This window comes from Natronocella acetinitrilica, from assembly GCF_024170285.1.
Classification (GTDB): domain Bacteria; phylum Pseudomonadota; class Gammaproteobacteria; order Nitrococcales; family Aquisalimonadaceae; genus Natronocella; species Natronocella acetinitrilica.
Genome location: NZ_JALJXV010000008.1, coordinates 87077 through 107206 on the forward strand (window position 1 = coordinate 87077; position 20130 = coordinate 107206).

At 62.1% G+C, this 20130-nt stretch carries 19 protein-coding genes; 10 read left to right on the plus strand and 9 right to left on the minus strand.

Annotated features, from left to right (window positions below; all coding sequences use genetic code 11):
* Positions 1–86 precede the first annotated feature (86 nt).
* The 3 genes from J2T57_RS16090 to J2T57_RS16100 are packed head-to-tail and all read right to left on the minus strand — an operon-like array spanning position 87 to position 2755.
* Positions 87–812: an arginyltransferase gene (locus tag J2T57_RS16090; protein ID WP_253480846.1), complete on the minus strand. Its 726-nt coding sequence runs from the start codon at positions 810–812 to the stop codon at positions 87–89.
* Positions 809–1540, minus strand: a complete 732-nt coding sequence (aat, locus tag J2T57_RS16095; RefSeq protein WP_253480861.1) for a leucyl/phenylalanyl-tRNA--protein transferase — start codon at positions 1538–1540, stop codon at positions 809–811. The genes J2T57_RS16090 and aat overlap by 4 nt, the downstream gene beginning before the upstream one ends.
* A gap of 54 nt (positions 1541–1594) precedes the next feature.
* A complete protein-coding gene (locus J2T57_RS16100) occupies positions 1595–2755 on the minus strand; it encodes a GNAT family N-acetyltransferase (protein ID WP_253480864.1) in 1161 nt (386 codons plus the stop codon).
* A 285-nt stretch (positions 2756–3040) separates the two neighbouring features.
* On the opposite strand from J2T57_RS16100, the gene J2T57_RS16105 reads away from it, so the two are divergent.
* The 4 genes from J2T57_RS16105 (at position 3041) to serS (ending at position 8671) form a co-directional block, all read left to right on the plus strand.
* Complete coding sequence (locus tag J2T57_RS16105) at positions 3041–5350, plus strand: DNA translocase FtsK (protein WP_366519117.1); 2310 nt, start codon at positions 3041–3043, stop codon at positions 5348–5350.
* 57 nt (positions 5351–5407) lie between these two features.
* Positions 5408–6025: an outer membrane lipoprotein periplasmic chaperone LolA gene (gene lolA / locus J2T57_RS16110; RefSeq protein ID WP_253480867.1), complete on the plus strand. Its 618-nt coding sequence runs from the start codon at positions 5408–5410 to the stop codon at positions 6023–6025.
* Positions 6019–7332: a replication-associated recombination protein A gene (locus J2T57_RS16115; RefSeq protein ID WP_253480871.1), complete on the plus strand. Its 1314-nt coding sequence runs from the start codon at positions 6019–6021 to the stop codon at positions 7330–7332. Before lolA ends, J2T57_RS16115 begins: the two co-directional genes overlap by 7 nt.
* Before the next feature lie 67 nt (positions 7333–7399).
* Positions 7400–8671: a serine--tRNA ligase gene (gene serS / locus J2T57_RS16120; protein ID WP_253480874.1), complete on the plus strand. Its 1272-nt coding sequence runs from the start codon at positions 7400–7402 to the stop codon at positions 8669–8671.
* 13 nt (positions 8672–8684) lie between these two features.
* Here the strand turns inward: serS and cysB are convergent, their stop codons facing one another.
* Positions 8685–9665 carry an HTH-type transcriptional regulator CysB gene (gene cysB, locus J2T57_RS16125; protein ID WP_253480892.1) on the minus strand — a complete coding sequence of 327 codons (981 nt, stop codon included), beginning with the start codon at positions 9663–9665 and terminating at the stop codon, positions 8685–8687.
* A gap of 162 nt (positions 9666–9827) precedes the next feature.
* Between cysB and cobA the strand changes: the two genes are divergently transcribed.
* The gene (gene cobA / locus J2T57_RS16130) at positions 9828–10619 is read left to right on the plus strand and encodes a uroporphyrinogen-III C-methyltransferase (RefSeq protein ID WP_253480895.1); all 792 of its coding nucleotides are present in this window, start codon (positions 9828–9830) and stop codon (positions 10617–10619) included.
* Positions 10620–10681: 62 nt separating this feature from the next.
* Here cobA and J2T57_RS16135 read toward each other — a convergent pair whose 3' ends face one another.
* Positions 10682–10885 carry a cold-shock protein gene (locus J2T57_RS16135; protein WP_253480897.1) on the minus strand — a complete coding sequence of 68 codons (204 nt, stop codon included), beginning with the start codon at positions 10883–10885 and terminating at the stop codon, positions 10682–10684.
* A 249-nt stretch (positions 10886–11134) separates the two neighbouring features.
* Between J2T57_RS16135 and J2T57_RS16140 the strand changes: the two genes are divergently transcribed.
* Together J2T57_RS16140 and J2T57_RS16145 are read left to right on the plus strand one after the other, a co-directional pair.
* Positions 11135–11341: a hypothetical protein gene (locus J2T57_RS16140; RefSeq protein WP_253480900.1), complete on the plus strand. Its 207-nt coding sequence runs from the start codon at positions 11135–11137 to the stop codon at positions 11339–11341.
* Between the two features lie 70 nt (positions 11342–11411).
* Complete coding sequence (locus J2T57_RS16145; protein ID WP_253480903.1) at positions 11412–11741, plus strand: HPF/RaiA family ribosome-associated protein; 330 nt, start codon at positions 11412–11414, stop codon at positions 11739–11741.
* A gap of 49 nt (positions 11742–11790) precedes the next feature.
* Here the strand turns inward: J2T57_RS16145 and J2T57_RS16150 are convergent, their stop codons facing one another.
* From J2T57_RS16150 to pckA, 4 genes are all read right to left on the minus strand, one after another.
* Positions 11791–13128: a DUF3422 family protein gene (locus tag J2T57_RS16150; protein ID WP_253480906.1), complete on the minus strand. Its 1338-nt coding sequence runs from the start codon at positions 13126–13128 to the stop codon at positions 11791–11793.
* 35 nt (positions 13129–13163) lie between these two features.
* Positions 13164–14027, minus strand: coding sequence for a bifunctional nuclease domain-containing protein (locus tag J2T57_RS16155; RefSeq protein WP_253480918.1), 864 nt, complete (start codon positions 14025–14027; stop codon positions 13164–13166).
* A 130-nt stretch (positions 14028–14157) separates the two neighbouring features.
* A complete protein-coding gene (locus tag J2T57_RS16160; protein WP_253480920.1) occupies positions 14158–14469 on the minus strand; it encodes a DUF1330 domain-containing protein in 312 nt (103 codons plus the stop codon).
* Between the two features lie 53 nt (positions 14470–14522).
* Positions 14523–16145, minus strand: a complete 1623-nt coding sequence (gene pckA, locus J2T57_RS16165) for a phosphoenolpyruvate carboxykinase (ATP) (RefSeq protein WP_253480922.1) — start codon at positions 16143–16145, stop codon at positions 14523–14525.
* 357 nt (positions 16146–16502) lie between these two features.
* Between pckA and J2T57_RS16170 the strand changes: the two genes are divergently transcribed.
* The 3 genes from J2T57_RS16170 to J2T57_RS16180 all read left to right on the plus strand — a co-directional run bounded on the left by J2T57_RS16170 (position 16503) and on the right by J2T57_RS16180 (position 20129).
* Positions 16503–18317: an ABCB family ABC transporter ATP-binding protein/permease gene (locus J2T57_RS16170; protein WP_253480925.1), complete on the plus strand. Its 1815-nt coding sequence runs from the start codon at positions 16503–16505 to the stop codon at positions 18315–18317.
* The gene (locus J2T57_RS16175) at positions 18317–18760 is read left to right on the plus strand and encodes a hypothetical protein (RefSeq protein ID WP_253480929.1); all 444 of its coding nucleotides are present in this window, start codon (positions 18317–18319) and stop codon (positions 18758–18760) included. The genes J2T57_RS16170 and J2T57_RS16175 overlap by 1 nt, the downstream gene beginning before the upstream one ends.
* 97 nt (positions 18761–18857) lie before the next feature.
* On the plus strand, positions 18858–20129 hold the full coding sequence (locus J2T57_RS16180; protein WP_253480933.1) for a uracil-xanthine permease family protein: 1272 nt from the start codon (positions 18858–18860) through the stop codon (positions 20127–20129).
* Position 20130 lies beyond the last annotated feature (1 nt).

The window sequence follows — 20130 nt, forward strand, 5'->3', positions numbered from 1 at the left end:
GTCGCGAGTTTGGCCCCCCGCGACAAAAAGTCAAGAGTCTACCAGATTGCCTGTGGTGGGGCAGCCGGCGTGCGGGTCATGGCGCATCATGGAGTGCGCAGCCAGCGCCCGCCGGTGTGGATTTCGTGGGGTCGAAAAGTGGCCTTGTAGCGCATCTTCGGTGATTCGGCGATCCAGTATCCCAGGTAGACGTAGGCGAGACCGTTCATGCGTGCATGCTCGATCTGGGCGAGGATCCCGAAAGTGCCCAGGCTGCGGCGGGCAAGCTCCGGATGGAAGAACGTGTAGACGGCGCTCAGGCCGTCAGCCAGACGGTCGGTAACAGCGACGCCAAGCAGATCCTGCCCGCGGCGCATTTCGAGGAACACCGTGTCCGACCAGTTGGAGACCAGGAACTCCATGTAACGTTCCGGATCGTGTTCATCCATACCGCTGCCGGGGTGGCGATGACTCATGTAATGCCGGTACAGGGCGAAATGTTGCTGCACGAAAACCGGAGGGCGCTGGATGATGCGTATGTCCTGGTTACGGTTCCAGCATCGCCGTTGTGCTCGATTCGCACAGAAATCCGCAACTGGGATGCGTAGTGACTTGCAGCTGCTGCAGCCGGCACAGCCGGGCTGGTAGATGAAGTGTCCACTGCGTCGCATCCCCTGGGTGATCAGGCGACTGTAGTGGGCGTTGGAGACCGGGAAGGCGGGGTCGACAAACACGGTTCTGGCGGAGCGATCTTCCAGGTAGGAGCAGGCATGCTCGCCCGTGGAATAGAGCCAGAGTGTACCTGAGCCGGGATTGCGCTGGTCGCTCTTCATGACTCGTCCAGAGGATGGAAGTCGCCGTCGAATTGCCAGTGTGGGCCTGGGGGTGGGGGCTGCGCAACCGCCTCGTTGAGTTCCTGTTGAAAACGACGTCTTGGGACGTCAACAGCGCCCAGGCTGTAGAGGTGTCCCGAGCCAACCTGGCAATCGAGAAACGGAAACTGCCAGCGTCGCAATTGCCTGACCAGCCATGTCAGGGCGATTTTCGATCCATTGGTCTCGTCGCTGAACATGGACTCGCCGAAGAATCCGCGGCCCAGGGAGACACCATATAGCCCGCCGATAAGGGCTTCCCCACGCCAGACTTCCACCGAGTGAGCCTGCCCGCGTTGGTGGAGTCGGACATAGGCAGCGAACATGTCGCGGGTAATCCAGGTGCCTTTCTGTCCCGGGCGGGGTGCTGCACAGCGCCGCATGACCAGGGGGAACGCTCTGTCCAGTGAAACCGTATAGTCCGGCCTGCGCAGACTGCGGCGCAGGCTGCGGGAAATATGGAGTTGGTCAGTATAGATCAGGGTGCGGGGGTCCGGTGACCACCAGAGCACCGGTTGGCCTTCCTCGAACCAGGGGAAGATGCCGCGTTTGTAGGCAAGCTCGAGGCGGGCAGTATCCAGTGATCCGCCAACAGCCAAAAGCCCGTTCGGCACCGGTAGCGCGTTGTCGATAGGTGGAAACTCCGGTGCACCGTCGGTTGGCAGCCATGTTATCGGCAGTTCCGCCATGGGATTGTTGGTCTACCTGTCCATTCAGCCGTGGTATTCCATCAGGTCCTTAGCCTACCGCGATTCCATGGCTGGCGCGCAGCCGGCCTTGTAGGGACTATGGGTTGCCAGTTCTTCCATGTAGCCCCGGACCATCGGGGTTTCTCGATGCAGGAAATCGGCGATCGCCCGGCGAAAGCCTTCGTCCTCGATCCAGTGCAGCGAATGTGTCTGACGTGGCAGGAATCCGCGCGCGATCTTGTGTTCGCCCTGGGCGCCCGGTTCGAACCAGTCCAGACCTTCTCGAATGCAATACTCGATGCCCTGGTAGTAGCAGGTTTCAAAGTGCATGCCCGGATGCTCCACCCGACATCCCCAGTACCGGCCATACAGGCTGTCGTCGCTGCGCAGGAGCAACGCCGCCCCGTCCATGCGGTTATCCTGCCAGGCCTGAACCATCAGGACACGACCGGCCAGCTTCTCGCCGATCTCGGCAAAGAAGGCTCTGGTGAGAACCGGAAGATTGCCGTGTTCCTCGAAAGTGCGGGTGTAGAAATCGTGGAAGGTGTCCCAGGCCCCGTCATCGACCTGGTCGCCGGGCACGATACGGAACGTCAGGCCTGCCTCCGCCGCAAGGCGCCGCTCGCGGCGTATGTTCTTGCGCTTCTTGTTGCTGAGGGTGTCGAGGAAGGCGTCGAAATCAGCGTATCCCTGATTGTTCCAGTGGAACTGGCAACCGGCTCGACGCATCCAGCCTGCCTCGATGAAACCGCTGCCCTGCTGGGCTTCGGCAAACAGGCAGTGCGCGCCTGACAGGCCCTGCCCGCGACACAGGGCGACTGCGGCGGCCGCCAGGTGCGCCATTGCCTGTTCGGCAGAGAAGCCGGGTTGGACCAGAACACGAGGGCCGGTTGCCGGTGTGTAGGGGACGGCCATCACCAGCTTCGGGTAATAGTCGCCGCCAGCCCGCTCGTAGGCATTGGCCCATGCCCAGTCGAATACGAACTCGCCCCAGGAGTTGCCCTTGAGGTAGGCTGGCGCAGCGCCCAGCAGCTCACCATTGTCGCTCTCCAGCAGCAGGTGCAAGGGTTGCCAGCCGTTACCCTGCGACACGGCGCCATGGCGCTCCAGGGCGTGCAGAAACTCATGCCGCAGAAACGGGTTTTCAGCGCCATTCAGGTGGTTCCAGCGCTGCGCCGGCACGCTGTCAAGGCTGGTGATTGTTCGGACCTGCAAGGTAACTGTTCTCCCTGGAGCGTTTCCGTTGTTCCCATCGGACACTACGAGGATGGGTATGTTGCAGCGCATGAACAAGGGTTGCTCATGGTACATTAGGCGCGATCGCTAGGCTGCGGATATCACCGCAACTGCAACGTGACAGCCGACTCGTGTCTTCGCAGACGACACCTGGGTGGTGGGCAGCCCTGTCGCCTGGATGCAACAGGGCTGTTTTGCAGAATTTCAGTATTCGTAGTAACTTGCGCAAATGATTTCAATTGATTTCTGATAACGGGACGCTGCGTGGCCCGCTCTGATTCCGAGAACAAGCTGCCGTCCCCGTTGGGGCATCATGTCGGTCGCGGCCTGCGCGAGGGTTTGCTGTTCCTGCTGCTCGCGGTTTCCATCTACCTGATTGCCGCCCTGGTGACGTATCACCCCAATGATCCCGGCTGGAGTTTCAGCGGTGCAGGGCAGCCCGTTCAGAATGCCGGTGGCGTTGCCGGAGCCTGGTTTGCCGATGTCTTCCTGTTTCTGTTTGGTTACCTGGCCTATCTCTTTCCGGTGATGATCGCCCTGTCCGGCTGGCTGGCGTGGCGCTGGCAGCGCCAGGACGGTCAGTTCCACTGGGGCATCTTTGGCCTTCGCACTCTCGGATTCCTGTTCACGCTTGTCACCGGGGCCGGCCTTGCCGCTCTCCACGTACAGGCGTTTCCCGGCAGCGTTCCACTGCATGCCGGCGGCATTCTCGGTGATCTGGTCGGGCAGGGGCTGGAACAGTTGTTCAGCTTCCTCGGCGCCACCTTGTTTCTGCTGGCGGCCTTCCTTGCCAGCGTCACGCTCTTCACCGGCCTCTCCTGGCTCAGCCTGATCGATCTGGTGGGGCGGATCACCCTTGCGGTCATGGCGTGGTTTGGCCAACGGCTCATCGCGGTTCGTGATGTCTGGGCCGGGCGGCGGGCCCGACGTGAGCGCCAGGAAACCGTGGCCCGCAAGAAAGACAAGGTACGACATCGGGAGCCGCCCCGAATCGGCGTGATGGAGCCCACCCTCAAGCCTGGAAAAAAGGCGGCCCAAGCCCCCCAGATGCCACTTTTCGAGGCCGACGTGTCCCCGGGGTCCAAGCCGTCACTGGGTTTGCTTGACCAACCGCGGGAGCACAAGCAGGGCTATTCCAAGGAGGCGCTGGATGCCATGTCTCGCCAGCTGGAGATGAAGCTTGCGGACTTCGGTGTGGAAATCCAGGTGGTTGCCGTGGAGCCCGGGCCGGTCATCACGCGCTTCGAGGCGCAGCCGGCACCCGGTGTAAAAGTCAGTCAGGTCAGTAATCTGGCCAAGGATCTTGCCCGCGCCCTGTCCGTGACCAGTGTTCGGGTGGTTGAAGTCATCCCCGGCAAGTCGGTCATCGGGCTCGAGATCCCCAATGAGCACCGGCAGGTCATCGCCTTCAGCGAGATCATCGGCTCCGAGGCGTGGGAGCAGGCGGGGCAACCTCTGTCGCTCGCCCTGGGCAAGGATATTGGTGGCCAGCCCATCGTCGTTGATCTTGCCAAGATGCCGCACCTGCTGGTTGCCGGCACCACCGGCTCGGGGAAGTCCGTCGGTGTCAACGCCATGATCCTCAGCCTGTTGTACCGCAACCAGGCAGAAGATGTCCGCCTCATCATGATCGACCCCAAGATGCTGGAGCTTTCCGTCTACGACGGTATTCCGCACCTGCTGGCGCCGGTGGTGACGGACATGAAAGAAGCCGCCAACGCCTTGCGCTGGTCGGTGGGCGAGATGGAACGTCGCTACCGTCTGATGGCGGCGCTGGGCGTGCGCAACATCGCCGGATACAACCGCAAGGTGCGGGAGGCGCGGGAGCAGGGTGAGCCGCTGAAGGATCCCCTCTGGCGGACTCCCGAACTGGATCCGGATGCCGAGCATCCAGAGCTTGAGGTCCTGCCCTATATCGTCATCGTCGTAGACGAGTTCGCCGACATGATGATGATGGTGGGCAAGAAGGTGGAAGAGCTGATTGCCCGGCTTGCCCAGAAGGCGAGGGCCGCCGGCCTGCACCTCATCCTTGCCACCCAGCGGCCATCGGTGGATGTGATTACCGGCCTGATCAAGGCCAACATCCCCACGCGCATGGCTTTTCAGGTGTCCTCCAAGATCGATTCCCGCACCATACTCGACCAGCAGGGCGCGGAGGCGCTCCTGGGGCACGGCGATATGCTTTATCTGCCACCGGGGACGGGGCTGCCCATGCGGGTGCATGGCGCCTTTGTGTCCGACGCCGAGGTGCACAAGGTGGTCGGCCATCTCAAGGAGCAGGGCGAACCCGACTACATCGACGGCGTGCTTGAAGAGAGCTCTGATGGGCAGCCGATACCCGGCATTCCCGGGGAATCCGGCGGCGACGCCGAGTCCGATCCGCTCTATGACCAGGCCGTGCGCGTCGTTACGGAGACCCGAAGGGCGTCGATCTCCGGCGTGCAGCGACGGCTCAAGATCGGCTATAACCGCGCCGCCCGTCTTGTCGAGGACATGGAGTCCGCCGGGATTGTCGGCCCACTCCAGTCCAATGGCAGCCGCGAGGTCATCGCGCCGCCCCCGCCCAAGGACTGAACCCACCGACATGCCGGCGGTCCGCATCTGGTAGCAGTCCAACCCGAGGTCTAGAACATGGTTCACATCCCCCGCCTTATTCTCTTCTTCGCGCTGCTGCTGGCGCCGCTGGCCCTTTACGCCGGCAAGGCGGAACTGGAACGCTACTACGCCGACGTGAAAACGCTGGAGGGGCGATTCGTCCAGGAAACCGCGGATGAGGATGGACGTGTTCTGGAGCGTAGCGAGGGGCATATGCGAATCGCCCGGCCGAATCGCTTCAACTGGCAGTACGAAACCCCCTACGAGCAGCAGATCGTCGCCGACGGAGAGCGGGTCTGGGTCTACGATGTGGACCTGCTTCAGGTCAGCGTGCGCCCGTTGGAAGACGTGCTGGGCAGTGGCCCGGCGTTGCTGTTGAGCGGTGAACTCGACGCGTTGGAAGAGCAGTTCCGCATCAGCGAGGATAACGGCTGGTTGTTGCTCGAGCCCCGCAGCCGTGGCTGGGAGATCGAGGAGGCGCGACTGCGCTTCGAGGACGGGGTGCCGGTGGAGGTGGTCATTATGGATGGGCTCGGGCAGAAGAACACGCTGCGGCTCAGTGAACTGCGGGTCAATGACGAAATTGCGCCGGAACATTTCCAGTTCGAGCCGCCACCGGAAGCCGACGTACTCGGCGAGGACGAGGAATGGTAGGCGGTGAAACGGTCCGCCCCCTTGCGGACCGCATGCGCCCCTGCCGCCTGGATGAATTTGTCGGCCAGCAGCATCTGGTGGGGGCTGGCAAGGCGCTCAGGCGCAGTATCGAATCAGGCCATCCCCACTCCATGGTGTTCTGGGGCCCGCCGGGGACGGGCAAGACTACGCTGGCACGGCTGGTGGCCGAAGCCAGTGATGCGCGATTCCTGACCCTCTCCGCGGTGATGAGCGGGGTCAAGGATATCCGTGCTGCGGTGGAGGAGGCGCGGGGCGAGCGGGAACGTGGCCGTGCCACCGTGCTGTTCGTCGATGAGGCGCATCGCTTCAACAAGAGTCAGCAGGACGCATTTCTGCCCTTCGTCGAGGACGGCACCATCATCTTCATCGGTGCCACCACCGAGAATCCGTCCTTCGAACTCAACAACGCCTTGCTCTCCCGGGTCAGAACCTACGTGCTGCGAGACCTGGAGCCGGCAGATCTGGGAGCCCTGGTGCATCGCGCCCTGGTCGATCCTGATCGCGGGCTGGGGCAGCGTGGTCTCTCTATTGACGAGGACGCGCTACAGACACTGGTGGCTGCAGCGGATGGCGATGCCAGGCGCGTGCTGAGCCTGCTGGAAGTGGCCTCCGACCTTGCCGAGGGGCGCATCGACGCGGCCGTGGTGCGAGAGGCAACGGCCGCCGGCCTGCGCCGCTTCGACAAGGGCGGGGAGGCCTTCTACGATCAGATATCGGCGCTGCACAAGGCGGTGCGGGGCTCTGACCCCGATGCTGCGCTTTACTGGTTCTGCCGCATGATCGACGGCGGCGCCGATCCGCTCTATGTGGCTCGGCGTGCGGTGCGCATGGCTTCGGAGGACATCGGCAACGCTGATCCGCGGGCCCTGCAGATGGCCCTGGCCGCCTGGGAGACCCAGGAGCGCCTGGGCAGCCCCGAGGGTGAACTGGCCATTGCTCATGCCATTGTCTACATGGCGGTGGTGCCCAAGAGCAACGCGGTCTACAAGGCCTACAATCAGGCCCGCAAGGATGCCCGTGAACTCGGCTCGCTGGAGGTGCCCCTGCATTTGCGCAATGCACCCACCAGCCTGATGAAGGAGCTGGGCTATGGCCGCGAATACCGCTATGCCCATGATGACCCCAGCGGCTATGCGGCGGGGGAGGACTATTTCCCCGAGGCCATGACGCCGCGGCACTACTACCAGCCCGTGGAGCGCGGCCTGGAGACGCGTATTGCCGAGCGGCTGCGCCAGCTTCGTGAAATGGATCGACAGGTTCCGGCGAACAAGCGACGCCGTCGCTAGCCATCGCTTATCTTCAGCCGCCTCAGCGGTTACAATCCTGCGCTGCTCAGCACACCGGGAAACAGATATGCTCGACCCCAGAGAGCTACGCAACCGACTCGACGACATGACCGCCGCCCTGGCGCGACGCGGCTACACCCTGGATGCCGAACGTTATCGTGCGCTGGACGAGCAGCGCCGCACCCTGCAGGTCGAGGTGCAGGACCTGCAGAACGCCCGCAACCGGAGTGCCAAGTCCATCGGCAAGGCAAAGGCGGCGGGTGAGGACATCCAGCCCCTGTTGAATGAGGTTGCCGATCTCGGGGATCGCCTCAAGCAAGCGGAAGTGGCACTTGAAGAGTTGCAGGCCACCCTGGACGACTGGCACATGGGTATGCCCAACGTGCCCGATGCCGATGTGCCCGCCGGCGAAGACGAAGACGCCAATGTTGAGATTCGCCGCTGGGGCGAGCCCGCATCGTTCGACTTCAAGCCACGGGATCACGTCGAGCTGGGGGCCGACAGAGGCCTGGATTTCGAGGCCGGCGCCAAGCTCACAGGCTCACGGTTCGTCGTCATGCGTGGTGGTGTCGCGAGGCTGCACCGGGCATTGATCCAGTTCATGCTGGACCTCCATGTTGAGGAGCATGGCTACAACGAGGTCAACGTCCCCTATATCGTCAATGCGGACTCGCTGCGTGGTACTGGGCAGTTGCCGAAGTTCGGTGAAGACCTGTTCGCGCTGCAGGGGGATCATCCTTATTACCTCATTCCCACAGCCGAGGTCCCGGTGACCAACCTGGCCAGGGACAGCATCATCGACGACGGTGACTTGCCACAGCGCTACGTCTGTCACAGCCCCTGTTTCCGCGCCGAGGCGGGCAGTTACGGCAAGGACGTGCGCGGCATGATCCGTCAGCACCAGTTTGAGAAGGTAGAACTGGTGCAGATGGTTCGTCCCGACGAGTCCGACGCGGCGCTGGAAATCCTCACCAACCATGCCGAGACCATTCTGCAACGGCTCGAATTGCCCTACCGGGTGATGCTGCTATGTACCGGTGACCTGGGCTTCTCGTCGGCCAGAACCTACGATCTGGAAGTCTGGCTGCCCGGGCAGGAGCGTTATCGGGAGATTTCTTCGTGCAGCAATTTCCGGGCTTTCCAGGCGCGGCGTATGCAGGCCCGTTGGCGTAATCCGGAGACCGGCAAACCCGAACCGCTGCACACACTGAACGGGTCAGGTCTTGCGATTGGCAGGTGCCTGGTGGCCATTCTCGAGAACTACCAGGAAGCCGATGGGCGGATACGCGTCCCGCAAGCGCTGCAAGCTTACCTGGGTGGGCGCGACTATCTCTGGTGACCCGGGGATTGTGTCAGGCCTCGATCAGGTTGGCGTTGAGCTCCTCGAACAGTTGCGCACGCTGCTCCGGCTCCCGCGCTTCGATGGCGCGCTGGATGATCTCCGGCGTCAGGTGTGCCGCGAAGAGCTGAATGAAGTCGTACATGTAGCTGCGCAGGTAACTGCCCCGGCGAAAGCCGATATTGGTAACGCTGGGTTCGAACAGGTGGGCTGCGTCTATGGCCTGCAGGCCGCTGTCGCGAATTGAATCGAAAGCCATGCTGGCAACGATGCCTACGCCCACCCCCAGGTTCACGTAGGTCTTGATGACTTCCGCGTCCGTGGCAGTAAACACGACATTGGGCTCCAGCCCCTGCTCCTGAAACGCCTTGTCCAGCTTCGAGCGGCCGGTAAAACCGAACACGTAGGTCACCAGGGGATACTGGGCGAGATCCTCCAGCGTGATGGGCATCCGGTCCAGCAAGGGGTGTCCGTCCGGCACGATGACGCTGCGATTCCACCGGTAGCAGGGCAGCATCACCAGGTCCTCGAAAAGTTCGATGGCCTCGGTCGCTATCGCGAAATCCACCGCGCCGCGGGCTGCCTCGTCGGCAATCTGCATCGGTGTGCCCTGATGCATGTGCAGACTGACGTTGGGATATCGATCGCGAAACAGGCTTACCACCCGCGGCAAGGCGTGCCGGGCCTGTGTCTGGGTCGTTGCGATGGACAGGCTGCCGCGATTGTCGTCCTTGTGCTCTTCGGCGATGGCCTTGATGTTACGAACATCTTCAAGTACGCGGTTCGCGGCCTTGAGGATCTCTTCGCCCGCCGGCGTGATCCGACTCAGGTGCTTGCCGCTACGCTCGAAAATCTGCACACCCAACTCTGATTCCAGCATGCGGATCTGCTTACTGACGCCCGGTTGAGAGGTATACAGTGCATCTGCGGCCGCTGATACATTGAGGTTCCTTCTGGCAACCTCGCAAATGTAACGCAGTTGATTCAGTTTCATAGACTAATCCACAAGTCGGACAGCAGCGTTGAACGTCAATTCTGGCGCAATAGTCTCATCAAGTATAACTAATTGGAATATGGCGGCGAGAAATCATTTCTTCGGCTCGCCATGACCGCACTTTAGAGTTGGCGTACGATTGTCCTGAAGAAACGATGATTAATGTCTGAACACAACACCCCGCTGGGAACAGTCTATCTGGTGGGTGCCGGTCCCGGAGCACCTGATCTGCTCACTTTGCGCGCCGCCCGGCTTCTTGGGCGCGCCGATGTCGTGGTTTACGATCGCCTGGTGGCACCCGCCATTCTTGAAATGGCTCGGCCTGAGGCCCGACTGGTCTTCGTCGGCAAGGAGCGGGATCGCCATCCGGTGCCGCAGGAGACCATCAACGCCCGTCTCATCGAACTCGCGAGGCAAGGGCTACAGGTTGTCCGACTGAAGGGTGGAGACCCCTTCATCTTCGGGCGCGGCGGCGAGGAACTCGATCAACTCCTGGAGAACGGCATCCCCTTTGAAGTGGTGCCGGGAATCACCGCTGCCAGCGGCTGTGCGGCCTATGCAGGCATACCCCTTACGCACCGTGACCATGCCCAGTCCTGCCTTTTCGTCACCGGACATCGTCGGGACGGTCGTCTGGATATCGACTGGGACGCCGTGGTGCGACCAGCCCAGACCGTCGTGTTTTACATGGGGCTGCAGAGTCTCGCCGAACTGTGCGCCGGGTTGATGCGGCATGGCATGCCTGAGGGGGTGCCCGCCGCCATCGTGGAACAAGGGACGACGGATTGCCAGCGGGTGATCAGCGGAACGATAGCGTCGCTGCCGGGGCTGGCGGAGCATGCGGGCGCCCGGGCACCCAGCCTCATCATTGTCGGCTCGGTGGTCAATTTGCGACGCCAATTGGCCTGGTTCGAGGGGGGCAGTAAAGGGGATGGCTTTCATCGACTGGGATAAAAAAACCGCCCCGCAAGCGCGGGGCGGTCATATTCTCCGGGATCGAGCCCGTCAGGTCAGCTTCAGACCGGGGTAACGTTCGCCGCAGCAACACCCTTGGGGGTGTTCTGGGTTTCGAACTGAACTCGCTGACCTTCGGCCAGGCTCTTGAAGCCGGTGCCAAGTATGGCGGAGTGGTGTACGAATACGTCCTTGCTGCCATCTTCCGGGGTGATGAAGCCAAAGCCCTTGGCATCGTCAAACCACTTTACTGTACCTGTCATCATGGGGTCTTTCCTCGTACGAAACATTGGGTTTGTGCAGGTCGGTCTGAAGAGCAATCTCGGGAGTGACTTGCCATGAAGGAAGGTACTGCCGGAAGACTTACAAGAGCGGCACTGCAGGTAAAATGGTAGGACCATTCCGGGAAAAAATCCACTGTTATCAACGTGAATTTGTCGTGACCGCCTGGTTGCTGCGCCGTGAGGAACTAGACTTTTGAGATGGGGGAGCAGGGAACACGGAGGAGGCGACACATGAGTAGATTCCGTTGCACCGTTGAGTATCGACTGAATAACGGCTCCATTCATCATGACACCCGCGTCTTCGATGCCGGTGATGGTCATGCTGCTGCGGAGATGGCCAGGCAGGCCTGGGTGGGCGAACACGAGCCCGGACCCGATGGAGAGGCGGGCGAAGTCGAGGAGATTGTTTGCATGGTTGTGGAGGACGACCAGCATTAGCCTTGAAAGCTGTTGGTCAATGCCGCACATCTTCGATCAGGGGGGACTATCCGCAACAAGGAGCGAGATCATGCAGATTCAGATCAATCCGGGACCGGGTATGCAGCAGTCTGATGCATTGGATGAGCACGTGTCTGCGCGGCTGGAGCGAATCGATCGGCGCTTTGGCGAGCGTCTGACCCGGATCGAAGTGCACATGACCGACGTCAACGGACCAAAAGGCGGTGAGAACAAACGCGTCAAGCTGGAAGCGAGGCCACGGGGACTGGATCCGGTGCTGGCAGAAGCCACCGAGGAGTCTGCCTACGATGCCGTCAACAGCGCGGTAGACAAGCTGGAGAGCGTGCTTGCGAGCCTCTTCGGCAAACAGGACGCCAAGCAGCGCTCCACGATGTCGTGAACAGGCTGACAGGTTCGGCACGCGCTGCCGGACCTGTCAGCCGGCCCCTTCAATGACTGGAGCGTTTGCCCAGCAGGCGGCGGCGCATCAGCCTGCTGACTGTCCACATGCCCACCACGATGAATGGCACGGAGGCGCCGACAATCAGGTTCACATTGAGTGCCACACCCGCCGCCTCGACTCCACGCAAGGCGTAATGCAGCAGGCCGGTCGTGTAGTAGCTCAGAACAACCACTGAGAGGCCCTCGACGGTCTGTTGCAGGCGTAATTGCAGATCGGTGCGCTGGTTCATGGAGGCCAGCAGATCGCGATTCTGCGCTTCCAGCGCGACATCAACCCGGGTCCGCAACAGCTCGGCCGCCCTGGACAAGCGTTCCGACAGGGCATGCTGGCGCAAGGCCACCGACTCACAGGTGCGCATCGCCGGCGTAAAGCGGCGCTCCATGAACTCGCTGATGGTCTGCAGGTCCTTGATGCGCTCTTCTCGCAGGTTGTCGATGCGGTTTTCCACCAGCTCCCGATACGCGTGCGCCGCGCTCAGGCGAAAGGTGTTCTGGGCGGTGATGCGCTCGAGTTCGCCTGCCAGGCCGGAGAGCTCGGTCAGCAGGGCCTGCTCTGACTCCAGGCTCTCCCGATGTGACATTCGGTCGGTGACGGACCGCAGCTGGTCATCCAGTTCCGTCAATTGTGCCGTGGTGCGCCGGGCGATGGGGAATGCCAGCAAGGCCATGAGCCTGTAGGTCTCGATCTCCAGTACCCGCTGCACCAGCCGACCCGTCCGACGTGCCGGCAACCCTCCTGCCTGAATGAGAATGTGTCCGAAGCCGTCGCCATGGAGGCGAAAATCCGTGAACAGGTGCGCACCACCATCGGCAACCATGCTGCCAGCCACATTTTCCGTGCCGAATAGCTCCAGGATCTCGTGAACACTCCGCTCGGGGTCGGCAGGGCCTTCAAGTATGAGATGGACCGCCGCTACCAACTCCCCGGGAATCGCCTCACGCCAGGCTGGTGGCACACGGTCGAGGGCCCGGTTGGTGAAGTGCTCATCCCGGCCCATGTAAGGGCTGCTGCAGAAGAACGTGTAGGTAGAGAATTCCGTGTGCCGTTCCCAGCGCAGGTGGAACGCCCCAAGGTTGACGCTGTGGTGGGTTGCGCTCTCCGGAGGCCGCACCTGCTCGAAGGCGTCGCATAGTGTCTCTACGTGGCGGCGATCCTCCTGGGCGTCGGCACCGAGCATGGCCAGATGCGTCGCTCTCAGTGGCGGCGTCAGGCTCTCGAAGGGCCGAGCATGGAGTTCCGAAGCGATAGCGAGCCTTTGCGGATGCTCGCGGATCCCCGGGCCATCCCGCCCGGTGGCGTGGGTTTTATTATTCATGTCGTCCATGATAGAGAACTAAGGCCATCCCGTGCCAGTGAAGCTTACAAGGAGATGCGTGGTCCGTCCTCGGCCCGGGGCATGGGCACGTCCGTCGGGAGTTCCACTTCCTGTTCTTCGTTACCATCCCAGTAGCGGATCCGGGCACGTGCCCCGGTGCTGGTCTCGCCAACCAGTTCAAGAAAATCCATGGGCGAGCGAGGGACTTCGCCATTGATGCTCAGAATCAGATCCCCCTCGCTGATGCCGGCAGACGCGGCACGACCGCGTGCCCGGCTCACCAACACGCCTTCGGCATCCTCAGGCAGGCCGAGTGCTTCCCGCAGTTCGGCGGTAACCGGTACCACGGTGATGTCCAGTGCCGTCACCACCTCGTCATCCTGCAGGCCTTCGAATTCCAGGTCCGGCCGGTGCTGGAGTATGGCCGGTGCTACGAGGATCATGGCTCCGGCTCGCAGGGCCAGCGCCAGTCCGTCGCTGGGGCGGGTGTCGACCATGATGGTCTCATCCGATGCGTTCTTGCGTAGTTGCAGCATCCCGAAATAGGTGCCGTCACGCAGTTCGTCCACCATGACCCGCTCCAGGCGTGCGTCGATGGCGCCAACCAGGCTATGCATGAGGTCGTGGGTCATGGGGCGACGGACCGAAACATCGTGCAGTGCCATGAGAATGGCCCTGGCCTCGTTGACCCCGACCAGAATCGGCACCACATCACCTGATTCAGGTTCCCGCAGGAGTACCACCGGCGCGCCGGATAGGCGGTCGAAACCCACTGTCGCCAGTTCTACGGGCACCAGCTCATCCGGGTGTACGGCGAGTTCCCGTGCGTGTGCGCCGAAGGTGGCAGCGGCGAGCAGGGGCGCGATCAGCGCGAGGATCAGGGGAATGCGAGGGAAGCGCGCGGCCATGGGCTGGTTCCTCCACGGGCTGGCCAGACCAGAGTGCGGCCACGAAGCAAGAATCTCTACTTCAATCTTTACACCGGTAATGGCGAGCGGTCCAGCATCGAGCAGGCCACTGGGGGGAGGGACCAGTGGTTCAGGGCAGGAGTTCCGTGGACAGGCCGTCGACCGCGACCCACTTCGAATCGGTGAGACGCTGGCGGATCGCCTTCCACGGTGCGTAGTCCTGTGAATGATAGAAATCCAGCAGCGCCGCCATGTCCGGGAACTCAATGATCACCATCCGGCGCGGACTCCAGTCGCCCTCGAGCACCGACATGTCACCGCCGCGCGCCCGATAGCGCCCACCAAACCCGGCGGCAATGCGTGGAACCGTGTCGATATAGCCGCTGTCACGGTATGCCTGCATGTCGGCAACGGCAACATCGGCGAGCAGAAATGCTGCCATTCTCTTGGCCTCCATGGGCGGTCGGGATCAACTGCCGCCGAATTGCCGGGTTATCAGAGTGCCGCGGCTGCGGTGGCGGCAGCGATCTCCCGGGGTCGCCGCGGACCGGCGTCACGGATCTCCGCCGAGGCCTGATCCTCGAACTTGCGGAAATTCTCATGGAACAGGGCTGCGAGGTGCTGGGCCGTTTCCTGGTAAGCAGCGTGATCGGGCCAGTTGTTCTCCGGAATCAGCACGTGCTCTGGGACGCCGGCGCAGTGCGTCGGCACGGCGACCCCGAATACGGGGTCGGTTACCGTCGGTGCCTGTTCCAGTGATCCGTCGTGTATGGCGTCGATGATGGCCCGGGTGTGGGCGATGCTCATGCGCTGGCCAACGCCGTAGGGGCCGCCGGTCCAGCCCGTGTTAACCAGCCAGACGGAGACTTCGTCGCGGCGGATGCGCTCCGCCAGCAACTCGGCATAACGTGTCGGGTGCCAGACCAGGAACGGGGCGCCAAAGCATGAAGAAAAGGTCGCCTCCGGTTCGGTCACGCCCATTTCGGTGCCGGCCACCTTCGCCGTGTATCCACTGATGAAGTGGTACATGGCCTGGGCCGGGGTGAGCTTGCTCACCGGGGGCAGCACGCTGAATGCGTCACAGGTGAGGAAGACCACGTTCTTGGGCTTGCCGGCGATGCAGGGGAGCTTGGCGTTCGGAATGAATTCCACGGGGTAGGAGCACCGGGTGTTCTCCGTGATGCTGCCGTCGCGGTAGTTCACCTCCCGGGTCGTCGGATCGAAAACCACGTTCTCCAGTACTGCACCGAAGCGAATCGCCTGGTAGATATCCGGTTCGGCCCGGGGGTCCAGGTCGATCACCTTGGCGTAGCAGCCACCCTCGATGTTGAAAACGCCGTCGTCCGACCAGCAGTGTTCGTCGTCGCCGATGAGGGCGCGACGAGGATCCGCGGAGAGGGTGGTCTTGCCAGTGCCGGAGAGGCCGAAGAAGATCGAGACATCGCCGTTGTCGCCCTGGTTCGCCGAGCAGTGCATGGACAGCACGTTATTCTTGGGCATCAGGTAGTTCATGATGGTGAACACGCCCTTTTTCATCTCCCCGGCGTATTCCGTACCGAGGATGATGAATTCGCCACTGTCGAGGCAGAGGCTGACGCTGGTCTGGCTGTCGACGCCGTCAATGCTGTCGTCCGCGCTGGCCCGCCCGGCGTTGTAGATCACGTAGTCCGGTGTGCCGAATTCCGCCAGTTCGTCCTCGGTGGGACGAATCAGCATGTTCCGCATGAACAGGGCATGGTAGGCGCGTTCGCAGATGATGCGGATGCGCACCCGATGGGCGGGATCCCATCCGGCGAAGCCATCAATGACAAACAGCCGTGGCTGTGCACCCAGGTGGGCAAGCGCCTGGGCACGCAACGCGTCGAATGATTGATCCGACAGGCCCTTGTTTACCGGACCCCACCAGATATCGGCTTCGGTTTGCCCGCCAAGCACCAGGCGCTTGTCCTTGGGGCTGCGACCGGTCTTTGCACCGGAGCGCGCCATGAGCGCACCCGTGGCGGAGATGGCGGTGCCGGGCTCATGCGTCAGGGCAAACTCGTAGAGTTGCGCTGGCGCCGGATTGCGCAGGACCTGTGGCCCGTCGATACCGTAGTCTGCGAGAGTGAACCGGTCCATGCTGCCCGTCCTCCGGATTCGATGATTTTGTTGGCGTTTTGTAGCTGCTGGAAGTCCGTCTGCCCATCTACTGTGGGCTATCTCCGAGATGCTCGCATAGATTATGAACCTTGTCGCCCGCTTCGGCGGCTTCGAATGCCGCCAGATACCGACAGCATTAACATCAAAAGTTTATAAAACAAAGTAAAAACAGAAGTTTAAGAATTTATTTTAAAGTTGATTGTTTCGTCAAGAATCAGCTACAAACGGGCTACAAATTTCCCTTTAATCGCTCCTACTCCGTGGGCGGGGCTTTCAACTCGAGCGACAAAGGCCCATCCTGCTGCAAGTTCACTGACTGCCTATGGAGCAGAATTCTTGCGCGCCCAGACCACAGGTGATGACGAGCCTCAGCGACGGCCCGACTGGCGCATTCTGCGCAGCCTGCTCCCCTATTTGATGGAGTACCGCGGCCGGGTCTTCCTGGCCCTGGCCTGCCTGACCCTCGCGAAACTCGCCAACGTCACCGTACCCATTGCCCTGAAATACATCGTCGATCACTTCGAGGGCCGCGCCGAAGCACTGATCGCGGTGCCCCTCGGCCTGGTGGCGGCCTACGGTTTGCTGCGGTTCAGCGCCGTGTTCTTCAGTGAGTTGCGTGATGCGGTGTTTGCCCGGGTTGCAGAACGGGCCATGCGCCGGGTGTCCCTCGCGGTCTTCGAGCACCTCCACCGGTTGGAACTGGCCTTCCATTTGTCCCGTCGGATGGGTGGACTGGCCCGGGATATCGAGCGAGGAACGACGGGAATCAGTTTCTTGCTGCGCTTCACGCTATTTAACATCCTGCCGACGCTGCTGGAGATAGCGATGGTGGCGGTGATCCTGGTGGTGGCTTTCAGCCCCGGGTTTGTCACCACCGTGCTCGCGGCGGTGGGTGTGTATATCTTCTTCTCCATCGTGGTGACGGAGTGGCGAACGCGTTTCGTGCGCGAGTCCAATGAGATGGACAGCCAGTCCAACACCCGGGCCATGGACAGCCTGCTGAACTACGAGACGGTGAAGTATTTTGGCAACGAGCGTTTCGAGGCGGAGCGCTATGATCACAATCTGGCCGCCTGGGAGGCGGCACGGATGAAAAACCGCCTGTCCCTGGCGGCGCTCAATTCCGGTCAGGCCCTGATCATAGCCGCTGCAGTTACGGTGATGATGATGATGGCCGCGAGCCAGGTTGCGGATGGCCGCATGAGCCTGGGTGATCTGGTCATGGTCAATGCCTACATGATCCAGCTCTTTATCCCCCTCAATTTTCTTGGCTTTGTCTATCGGGAAATCAGACAGGCCCTGGTGAGCATCGAGCGCATGTTCCGCTTGCTGGAAACCAACGAAGCCGTCGTCGACGCCCCGGACGCGGTGCCGTTGCAGCCTGATGGCGGCGAACTCCGCTTCGACTCGGTGGCTTTCGGCTATCAACCCGAGCGCACCATTCTTCGCGACCTGAACTTCACGGTTCATCCCGGGCAGACTGTCGCCATCGTCGGCCCCAGTGGTGCCGGCAAGTCAACCATTGCGCGCCTGCTGTTCCGCTTCTACGACGTTAATGAGGGGCGAATCCTGATCAATGGGCAGGATATCCGCGACGTCACCCAGGAGAGCCTGCGTCGGGCAATCGGGGTGGTTCCCCAGGACACCGTGCTGTTCAACGAATCCATTTACTACAACATCGCCTATGGCCGCCCCGACGCGCCCAGGGAAGCCGTGCTGGACGCGGCGCGTCGGGCCAATCTGCAGGGCTTTATCGATCGGTTGCCCGATGGTTATGACACCCGGGTCGGTGAGCGCGGGTTGAAGGTGTCCGGCGGCGAGAAGCAACGCATCGCCATCGCCCGCATGCTTCTGAAGGATCCGCCAATCCTCATTCTCGACGAGGCGACATCGGCCCTGGACAGCCATTCCGAGCAGGCCGTGCTGGCGGCTCTGGCGGCGGCCACCGTGCGCCGGACCACCCTGGCCATCGCCCATCGGCTGTCCACCATCATGAACGCCGACGCGATACTCGTGCTGGATCAGGGGCGGGTGGTGGAGCAGGGCACCCATGTCCAACTGCTGGCTGCTGGCGGGCTCTATCACGCGCTGTGGCAACAGCAGCAGCACAGCCTTGATCGCGATGCGTCCGAACAGGGTAGGGCAGACTAGTGCGCGGCGGCAAGTCAGCGCGTGAGTCGTTGATCCGGGTGTTGTTTCCCGATGAATCCCGTGCTCTCCCCGGGCAGCGCTGGATCCGCATCGGCCTGCGCACGCTGCATCTGATTGGCGTTGCCGGACTGGGCGGTGCCTATCTTTACGAAGCAGCGCCGCACAGCTGGCTGCCATACTTCTGGCTGACCATGGCCACCGGCCTGCTCATGGTGATGCTGGAGGTCTGGAGCAACGCGATCTGGCTGTTGCAGATCCGGGGGCTGGCCATCGTGTTCAAGGTGCTACTCCTGGTCGCCATCGCGCTCCACGATGTCGCGGCACTGCCGTTGATCCTGATGGTGATTGCCATTTCCGGCGTGATTGCCCATGCCCCGGGCAATCTGCGTTATTACTCTCCGTACCATCGACGCCGGCTCGAGCGTCTCAGTGATGCCCGCTGATCGGGCCTGATTTTTTCTGCAGACTTTATTAGTCTTGCCCGCCGAGCCGAGTGCTTTCGTGGCGTCGGCGCGTTTGGGCAAAACAAGGACTCCCCCAATGCAGGAACGATACTCCGATCCCGTCTGGCGAGAAGCGCTGGCCGGATCCCAGATGCTGTTGGTCGCCTTTGGTGCGCTGGTGCTGATGCCGCTGATCACCGGGCTCGATCCCAGCGTTGCGCTGTTCACCGCCGGTGTCGGGACGCTGATCTTTCACCTCGTCACGGGCAAGCAACTGCCAATTTTCCTGGCGTCGTCCTTCGCCTTCATTGCGCCTATCGGCGTGGCTACCGGCGAGTTCGGTCTGTCTGCCACCATGGGTGGTCTCATGGCGGCAGGGATCACCTACATGCTCCTCGCAGGTGCCGTGAAGTTGAACGGCACCGGCTTTGTGGACCGGCTGTTGCCGCCGGTGGTCATTGCGCCGGTGATCATGAGCATCGGTCTGGGCCTGGCTCCCGTGGCGGCCAACATGGCCATGGGCCGCACCGGCGACGGTGCTGCCGAACTCGTGCCGTATACCACGGCAATCGTCATCGCGGCCATTTCCCTGGGCGTGACCATCGTCGTGGCCGTGCTGGGTCGCGGCCTGTTCCGCCTGCTGCCCATCCTGTTCGGCGTGCTGGCGGGCTATCTGGCGTCCTTCGCGGTGGGCATTGTTGATATTTCCACCATCACCGATGCGCCGTGGCTCACCGTGCCCGCTTTCAGCGCGCCCAGTTTCCACTGGGGCGCGATCCTGTTCATGCTGCCGGTGGCCATCGCGCCCGCCATCGAACACGTGGGCGACGTGCTTGCCATCAGTAACGTGACCCGGCGCAATTACCTGCGTAAACCCGGCCTGCATCGGACGCTATTCGGTGATGGCCTTGCCACCACGGCGGCGGCCAGTGTCGGTGGACCGCCCAACACCACCTACTCGGAAGTAACCGGCGCCGTCATGCTCACCCGCAACTTCAACCCCAACATCATGTTATGGGCCGCGGGAGTCGCCATCGTATTGGCCTTCGTTGGCAAGTTCGGCGCCGTGCTGCAAGCGATTCCGGCCCCCGTGATGGGCGGTATCCTCTGCCTGCTGTTCGGGTCCATTGCAGTGGTTGGCCTGAATACGCTGATCCGTCATCAGGTCGATCTCTCCCAGGCCCGCAACCTGATCATCGTCGCCGTGACGCTGGTGCTTGGTATTGGTGGCGTCGTGGTGGGTGGTACCGCCATCGGCCTGCAGGGTATTGCCCTGGCCAGTGTGGCGGCAATCCTGCTCAACCTGGTGCTGCCGGGCTACACCGCATGGCGCCGCGACGACGAAGACGAGCCGCGGCAGGCGGGTTGAG